At 58.0% G+C, this 7,733-nt stretch carries 4 protein-coding genes and 1 pseudogene; 3 read left to right on the top strand and 2 right to left on the bottom strand.

The window, feature by feature from the left end:
- On the bottom strand, positions 1-333 hold a 333-nt coding region (locus tag HMPREF2550_RS11705; protein ID WP_141751974.1), incomplete at its 3' end, for a recombinase family protein.
- 125 nt (positions 334-458) lie between these two features.
- Here HMPREF2550_RS11705 and HMPREF2550_RS00055 point away from each other — a divergent pair.
- Complete coding sequence (locus HMPREF2550_RS00055) at positions 459-3,344, top strand: Tn3 family transposase (RefSeq protein ID WP_011116984.1); 2,886 nt, start codon at positions 459-461, stop codon at positions 3,342-3,344.
- 39 nt (positions 3,345-3,383) lie between these two features.
- Positions 3,384-4,274 (top strand): annotated as a pseudogene (locus HMPREF2550_RS00050) (IS481-like element IS5564 family transposase); the annotation flags it as partial.
- 104 nt (positions 4,275-4,378) lie between these two features.
- Here HMPREF2550_RS00050 and HMPREF2550_RS00045 read toward each other — a convergent pair.
- Positions 4,379-7,231 carry a DNA methyltransferase gene (locus HMPREF2550_RS00045; protein ID WP_070788906.1) on the bottom strand — a complete coding sequence of 951 codons (2,853 nt, stop codon included), beginning with the start codon at positions 7,229-7,231 and terminating at the stop codon, positions 4,379-4,381.
- 142 nt (positions 7,232-7,373) lie between these two features.
- Here HMPREF2550_RS00045 and HMPREF2550_RS00040 point away from each other — a divergent pair, with 142 nt between their 5' ends.
- Positions 7,374-7,637 (top strand): hypothetical protein, encoded by a 264-nt coding sequence (locus HMPREF2550_RS00040; RefSeq protein WP_046095295.1) that lies wholly within the window; start codon positions 7,374-7,376, stop codon positions 7,635-7,637.
- The last annotated feature ends 96 nt before the right edge of the window (positions 7,638-7,733 follow it).

The raw sequence follows: 7,733 nt of genomic DNA, 5'->3' as shown, positions 1-7,733 counted from the left end.
GGCTGCCTCATCGCTAACTTTGCAACAGTGCCTCTGAGCGCCCTTTCCAGTCAGAACCCGCAGGCCGATCTTGCGGTCTGACAGCTCCTTCACCGTGTTGACCAGATGGGCAAGCGATCGTCCGAGGCGATCGAGCTTCCAGACCACCAGCACATCGCCGTCACGCAATGACTTGAGGCAGGCAGTCAAGCCAGGGCGATCATCACGACCGCCGGAAGCAAGATCATCATAGATATTGTCCCGTTCGACACCTGCGGCGCGCAAGGCGTCGTGCTGCAGGTCGAGAGACTGCGAGCCATCGGCTTTGGAGACGCGGGCATATCCGATCAGCATGTATCACAAACGTTGGTTTGAGGCGGCGCTTCGGCCACGATTGCATTGACCTCTGGAAATGTATCTCAACCAGCTTCATAAACAAAGCGTCTTGAACGCTATCAGATTTTGAAAAAGGAACATGTATGCCGCGTCGCGTCACTCTAACCGATCGGCAGAAAGACGCGCTGTTGCGCTTGCCGACTTCACAGACGGATTTGCTCAAGCACTATACGCTGAGTGATGAAGACTTTGGGCATATCAGGCTGCGTCGGCGCGCTCACAACAGGTTCGGCTTCGCCCTGCAATTGTGTGTCCTGCGCTATCCCGGCCGGGTGCTGGCTCCAGGCGAACTGATCCCTGCAGAGGTCATCGAATTTATCGGAGCGCAGCTTGGCCTGGGTGCCGACGATCTCGTAGACTATGCTGCCCGCGAGGAAACACGGCACGAGCATCTTGCCGAGTTACGGGGGCTCTACGGCTTCCGCACCTTCTCCGGACGTGGTGCGAGCGAGCTGAAGGAATGGTTGTTCCGAGAAGCCGAGATGGCGGTGTCGAACGAGGATATCGCCCGTCGCTTCGTAGCCGAGTGCCGACGCACCCGCACTGTCCTTCCCGCGACATCCACGATCGAGCGGCTTTGTGCCGCGGCTCTCGTCGATGCCGAGCGACGCATCGAGACGAGGATCGCCAGTCGGCTGCCTATGTCGATCCGAGAACAGTTGCTGGCATTGCTCGAGGAGACGGCTGATGATCGGGTGACCCGTTTTGTGTGGCTGCGCCAGTTCGAGCCTGGCTCGAACTCTTCGTCGGCCAACCGGCTGCTCGACCGGCTCGAATATCTGCAACGCGTCGATCTCCCCGAGGATCTGCTTGCCGGCGTTCCTGCCCATCGGGTGACTCGTCTGCGCAGGCAGGGTGAACGGTATTATGCCGACGGCATGCGCGATCTCCCGGAGGACAGGCGGCTTGCGATCTTGGCTGTTTGCGTCTCGGAATGGCAGGCGATGTTGGCCGACGCAGTGGTCGAAACCCACGACCGGATCGTCGGCCGTCTCTACCGTGCTTCGGAGCGTATTTGCCATGCAAAGGTCGCAGACGAAGCGGGGGTGGTGCGTGACACCCTGAAATCCTTCGCCGAGATCGGGGGCGCCCTGGTCGATGCACAGGATGATGGCCAGCCGCTGGGCGATGTCATCGCGAGTGGGTCAGGGTGGGACGGCTTAAAAACCCTTGTTGCAATGGCAACCAGGCTGACCGCCACCATGGCCGACGATCCGCTCAATCATGTGCTCGACGGTTATCACCGCTTCCGCCGATACGCTCCACGCATGTTGCGCCTGCTCGATCTGCGAGCTGCGCCCGTTGCACTGCCGCTTCTGGAAGCGGTGACGGCCCTTCGTACCGGTTTGAACGATGCCGCGATGACCAGCTTCTTGCGGCCCAGCTCGAAATGGCATCGCCACCTTCGGGCCCAGAGGGCTGGCGACGCTCGCCTATGGGAGATCGCGGTGCTGTTCCATCTGCGCGATGCGTTCCGCTCCGGAGATGTCTGGCTTACTAGGTCCCGGCGCTATGGCGATCTGAAACACGCACTCGTTCCGGCACAAGCCATCGCGGAAGGCGGTCGTCTCGCTGTGCCATTGCGGCCGGAGGAATGGCTGGCAGACCGGCAAGCTCGCCTCGACATGCGGTTGCGCGAGCTTGGCCGTGCCGCTCGCGCAGGCACGATCCCGGGCGGGTCGATTGAAAACGGCGTTCTGCATATCGAGAAACTCGAAGCCGCCGCGCCGACAGGCGCCGAAGATCTGGTGCTCGATCTCTACAAGCAGATCCCGCCCACGCGCATCACCGATCTCCTGCTGGAGGTGGATGCGGCGACCGGCTTCACCGAAGCGTTCACCCATCTGCGCACAGGAGCACCCTGCGCTGACCGGATCGGGCTAATGAACGTTATCTTGGCGGAAGGGATCAACCTCGGCTTGCGCAAAATGGCGGATGCGACAAACACCCACACCTTCTGGGAATTGATCCGCATTGGACGGTGGCATGTCGAGGGCGAAGCCTATGACCGGGCGCTGGCCATGGTGGTCGAGGCACAGGCAGCGTTACCCATGGCCCGGTTCTGGGGCATGGGCACGTCGGCTTCGAGCGACGGACAGTTCTTCGTCGCTACAGAGCAAGGTGAGGCCATGAACCTGGTCAACGCGAAATATGGCAATACCCCGGGCCTGAAAGCCTATAGCCACGTCTCCGACCAATATGCGCCGTTCGCAACCCAGGTGATTCCTGCAACGGCAAGCGAAGCGCCTTACATCCTCGATGGCCTGCTGATGAACGATGCTGGACGCCATATCCGCGAGCAGTTCACCGACACGGGCGGCTTCACCGATCACGTCTTTGCCGCATGTGCCATTCTCGGCTACCGGTTCGCTCCGCGCATCCGCGACCTGCCATCCAAACGGCTCTACGCGTTCAATCCGTCGGCCGCCCCGGCGCACCTGCGAGCGTTGATCGGCGGAAAGGTCAACCAAGCCATGATCGAGCGCAATTGGCCCGACATCCTGCGCATCGCCGCCACCATTGCTGCCGGGACCGTCGCGCCAAGCCAGATTCTGCGGAAACTCGCCTCCTATCCGCGGCAGAACGAGCTCGCGACAGCCCTGCGGGAAGTCGGTCGCGTCGAGCGCACCCTGTTCATGATCGACTGGATTCTGGATGCCGAACTCCAACGGCGTGCCCAGATCGGGCTCAACAAAGGCGAAGCTCATCATGCGCTGAAGCGGGCAATCAGCTTCCACCGCCGCGGTGAAATCCGCGACCGTTCCGCCGAAGGCCAGCATTACCGCATCGCCGGCATGAATCTGCTCGCCGCCATCATCATCTTCTGGAACACCATGAAGCTCGGCGAGGTCGTTGCAAACCAGAAACGCGATGGAAAGCTGCTATCGCCCGATCTCTTGGCCCATGTTTCGCCGCTCGGATGGGAACACATCAATCTCACCGGAGAATATCGCTGGCCAAAGCCTTAGCGTAGGATTCCGCCCCCTCCCGCAAACGACCCCAAGATGTTCATGGTCTCCCCGATCACTGCCCGGAAATGGGCAGGCCGCTACCGGGAAGAGGGTGAGTTTGGGATGCAGGATCGCTCCAGCAAGCCGCACCGGATCCCAGGCAGGACGCCCGAGCATGTCAAGAAGAAGATCATCAACCTGCGCTGGCGGCTTCGACTGGGGCCAGCCCAGATCGCTGCGCGACTTGGTCTCTCGACGTCGACTGTTCACGCGGTCCTCGTCCGTTGCCGCGTGAACCGCCTCTCGCATATCGATCGTGTCACTGGCGAGCCATTGCGGCGATATGAGCATCCTCATCCGGGATCGTTGATTCATGTCGATGTCACGAAGTTCGGCAACATCCCCGACGGCGGTGGACATCGTTACGTAGGTCGGCAGCAAGGCGCACGGAACAAGCTCGCGACTCCGGGATTACCACGAGGAAAAGATCACAAGCCGCGCACCGGGACGGCGTTCGTTCACACAGTCATCGACGACCACTCCCGCGTCGCATACGCAGAAATCTGGTCGGATGAGCAGGCGAGCACAGCGGTGGGAGTTCTCGAACGCGCCGTGGCCTGGTTCGCCGAACGAGGCGTGACCGTCGAGCGAGTCCTATCCGACAACGGGTCGGCATACAGATCCCACGCATGGAGGGACTTCTGCGCTCGGCTCGGCATCCGACACAAGCGGACACGCCCCTACCGGCCGCAGACGAACGGGAAGATCGAGCGATTCCACCGCACGCTCGGGGACGGCTGGGCCTATGCCAGGTTTTACGGTTCAGAGGCCGAACGACGCCTGGCGCTGCCCGGCTGGCTCCACTTCTACAACCACCACCGACACCACTCTGCGATTGGCGGCGTACCCTTCGACCGACTCAACAACGTCCCTGGACATCACACCTAACCCCCGGACAGTGGACACGTCAGGGTTAGGCCCTATGGCGGAACATACGCTATAACATATGCCTAAACATATGTCCCGCCATATGGCAAGACATATCAAGCCTTCTAGGGCTGGTGTGAGATGAGTTTTTCGTAATTGGCAAACAATAGCTCCTGGCGCTGCCGAACAGTTGTCAGCTTTCGTGGCGCGCCAAACGCTTTATCCACCTCGCGGTCGAGCGCATCATGCGCTTTGATGAGTTCCGGTGCCATCGCGAGTGGGTTGTAGTGCTCGGCCAGCGAGCGTTCTGGGTGCAGCGCGCGGGCGTCGAGCACCTTCTTGCCCGCTTTAATAATTCGCTGCCGCGTCTTCTCGTCGAGTTCTGGCACTGGGAAAGTATTCCACGTCAAAGTGTTAGCAAAACGGAGATCAGACTTGAGTCGTCCTCCGATGCTTTTCTGCCACGTAATGAACATCGACGACGACGCTAGCGCAAACATCAGGCCGTCTGGATCTTGAGCATGGAATACTAGGTCAGAAGCGATTACGTTTGATGGATACCTTTGTACGGTGAAATACGAGCGGCGTTCGCTTACTACCTTCGGCAGGCAAAGGTAATCAGTATCCGGTTGCGACCGCTGGCCGAATAAGTGCGGAGTTTCAGCCATTTTCCGTGTACTTGCCGCTTTACTGTCGGCTCGAAAAGACTTAACCGCTTCTAGACGCTTTTTCAGAACCGGACTCTGGGCAATGTCTGACGGTGCTACATCTACAAGCCATAGACACCACCGATCTAAGCCGTTCATTAGCTCTCGACTACCCCGGAAAGGGCGAACATACTTTGCCGCTACGGGGTCACTCATAACCTCGTCGTATTCGTCGACCTCAACTAGAAGGTTGCCGCCATCTCGCGCCATATTTCCAAAAGTTGCGGGCGATATTTCCGACGAAATAGGATGCCGGGATTTATCGACAAGAACATTAGGGCCGTCTACTAAATAGGCATTAATGGACTGGCCTACTTCCACTGAGACTGGCTCGCCCTTTACATCGGGATAATCCCACAGACGTGGACGTGGTTGACTCTCCTTATCGAAGCCAACAATGACGCAGTGAACAGCAGCTTTACCGGGTGCTTCAGAGTCCCACGCAAACGTGCGGTGAGCGAAACGAATACGCCACCCTGCTTTGAAGATAGGCCCAAATAGCCGTGGAACTTGATCACCTTGAGTAATTGAATTGGTGGTGACAAACGCAAAACGACCCTCTCGGGACTTAAAGAAATCCAAGCACTTTGCATGCCAGCCGGTGACGTAGTCCAAGCGTGAAATGTCCTTAGTGCCCCACAAGTCTCGGAGTTCTTGAGCTTGTTCAGCAGTTCTCGTCGCATGCCCCAAAAACGGCGGGTTACCGAAGATATACGTCTTGGCGGCAGAAGCCGAGAGTATGTCTGCCCAATCAAGCTGCAGGGCATTGCCGTGCACAATGTGCGCGGTAATCTTAATCGGCAACCGCTCCGGAGGCCTACCCACAGCGTTGGCAAGCTCCTTGTTGGCCTGATGGTCAACTAGGAACATGGCAGTCTCAGCAATCTTGGCAGGCCACCAATTCAGCTCAATGCCGTAGAACTGCCCAATGGACAGTTTCTGCTCCCACTCAATATTCAACGACATGCCCGTTTCACCGCGGCGCTGGCGTATAGCGACAATGATGTCGGTTTCAATCCGGCGCAACTCCCGATACGCCAGAAGCAGGAAGTTTCCAGAACCACAAGCCATATCAGCGAATACCAGCTCAGACAGGGAGTCGCGGAAGCGCTCTAATGCGGCCACCGACGTCGACGGAGAAGACACCAACTTATCGGCCTCAGCCCTCAGCTCGTCCAAAAACAGCGGGCCGATGGTCTTCATGATGTTGGCCTTAGACGTGTAGTGTTCGCCGTCGCTGCGGCGCGCTTCCTTCGATTTCACCAATTGGAACAACGAACCAAAGACGGAGACGTCAATGGTCGACCAGTCGAAGTCGCAGGCAGCAAGCAATGCTTCGCGCATCTGGTAGTCGAAGTACTCCGAGGCCAACGGTTCAGCAAATAGGGCACCATTGACATAAGGAAACTTCGCCAACGTTGATGGCAAACGCTTAGGCCGCTTTTCCGGGGCGGTATTAAGCACGCTAAATAGCTCATTGAGCTGCGGGCCGAGCGATTCTGGGGTGGTTTCATTGCGCACAAAGTCCGCAAACAAATGCGGGGTATCCCAGAGTCCTGCGTCGTCGCCGAAGAGAAGGAAGAGGATTCGGGTGAGGTAGATAGAGGTGCGCATGACGCGCTCGTCTTCTTCCTCCGGCGTGGTGGGAGCGTCATCGCCTACTGCCTCGTCCACGTCGTCGCCGTTCATGGCGCGGAAGAGCTCCACCATTAACCGAGAGGCTTCCAGGGAAGCCTTTTCTTCCTCCCGGTAGGCGGAGGTTTCATAGTCGGCGAGAAAAGCGAGTTGTTCGATGTGCTCGTCAATCTCAGCTAAAGGGAATGTAATGTCCCAGTCGGCGCTATCGCCGACATAGGTGCGGTTAAGACGGGTAACCCGCAGGGTCTCGAAGTTGGAGCAGACAACATAGGCCGGCATGTGCGAGTTCGCGATAGTACCGCCCAGCAAATAATCCAAAGCTTGGGCATAAGCATCATCGAGCGGGACGCCGAGGGACTTAGCCTCGCCTATGACTTTGCCCGGCATAAACATGTCGATCTTGCCGGTGCGCCCCGTCGAAGCGCGTTTAGCGCTGCGTTGGTACAAGTACAGGTCGCGGGCGTTGACACCGAAGCAGTCGAGCAGGTCACCCCAGAACTGTTGGTCGTGACTCGACTCGGTTGCGGGTCGGTTTTCCGCCTCCCATTGCTTAATGCGGTCAAGCCACCGGAGTTTGAATTCGGTGAGATTGTGGCGAATGGTAGCGCGGTCAAAAACAGTCGTAGGGGCCATAACCATCAAGCATATAAGCCCACACGCTACCCACCCTGTCGCGCGGGCGCGTTAAGCCACTTTCCTGCCCGGGAAGGTTGTATATCGCCTACGGAATGCACACCCTCACCGATAAACTGGGCACCAGTCGAAAGGAGAAGGAATGTATACGACGATCACCCTCGCTGCGCTCGCAGTTGTTTTAGTCTTAATCATCCAGACTATCCGCCGCGAACAGTCACAAGACCGTATGTATTACGCCGCACTTGGAGGCAGCATAAGCGCAGCAATGATCCTTGTCCCCTCTTTCCTTTTCACCCAGGCTGGTCTCTCGCGGGAACTGGCTGCACTGCTTATCTCCTTCGGCCTATTAGCCTTGTGGACTACCATTTTCGGACTTCGCCTAAACGCAAGAACCAGCAGGTAAACCTATATATTCCACAACATATGCTTTAGCATACGGCGGAACATACGCTATAACATATGCCTAAACGGACCTGACCCCTGTTTGGTAGACACCTGA

It is taken from the genome of Corynebacterium sp. HMSC074A01, from assembly GCF_001831515.1.
Lineage (GTDB): Bacteria > Actinomycetota > Actinomycetes > Mycobacteriales > Mycobacteriaceae > Corynebacterium.
This window is presented reverse-complemented; position numbering and strand designations above follow the sequence as displayed.

Coding starts and splice junctions, on each gene's coding strand:
- HMPREF2550_RS00055 (WP_011116984.1), top strand. CDS start 459: ATGCCGCGTCGCGTCACTCTAACCGATCGGCAGAAAGACGCGCTGTTG.
- HMPREF2550_RS00045 (WP_070788906.1), bottom strand. CDS start 7,231: ATGGCCCCTACGACTGTTTTTGACCGCGCTACCATTCGCCACAATCTC.
- HMPREF2550_RS00040 (WP_046095295.1), top strand. CDS start 7,374: ATGTATACGACGATCACCCTCGCTGCGCTCGCAGTTGTTTTAGTCTTA.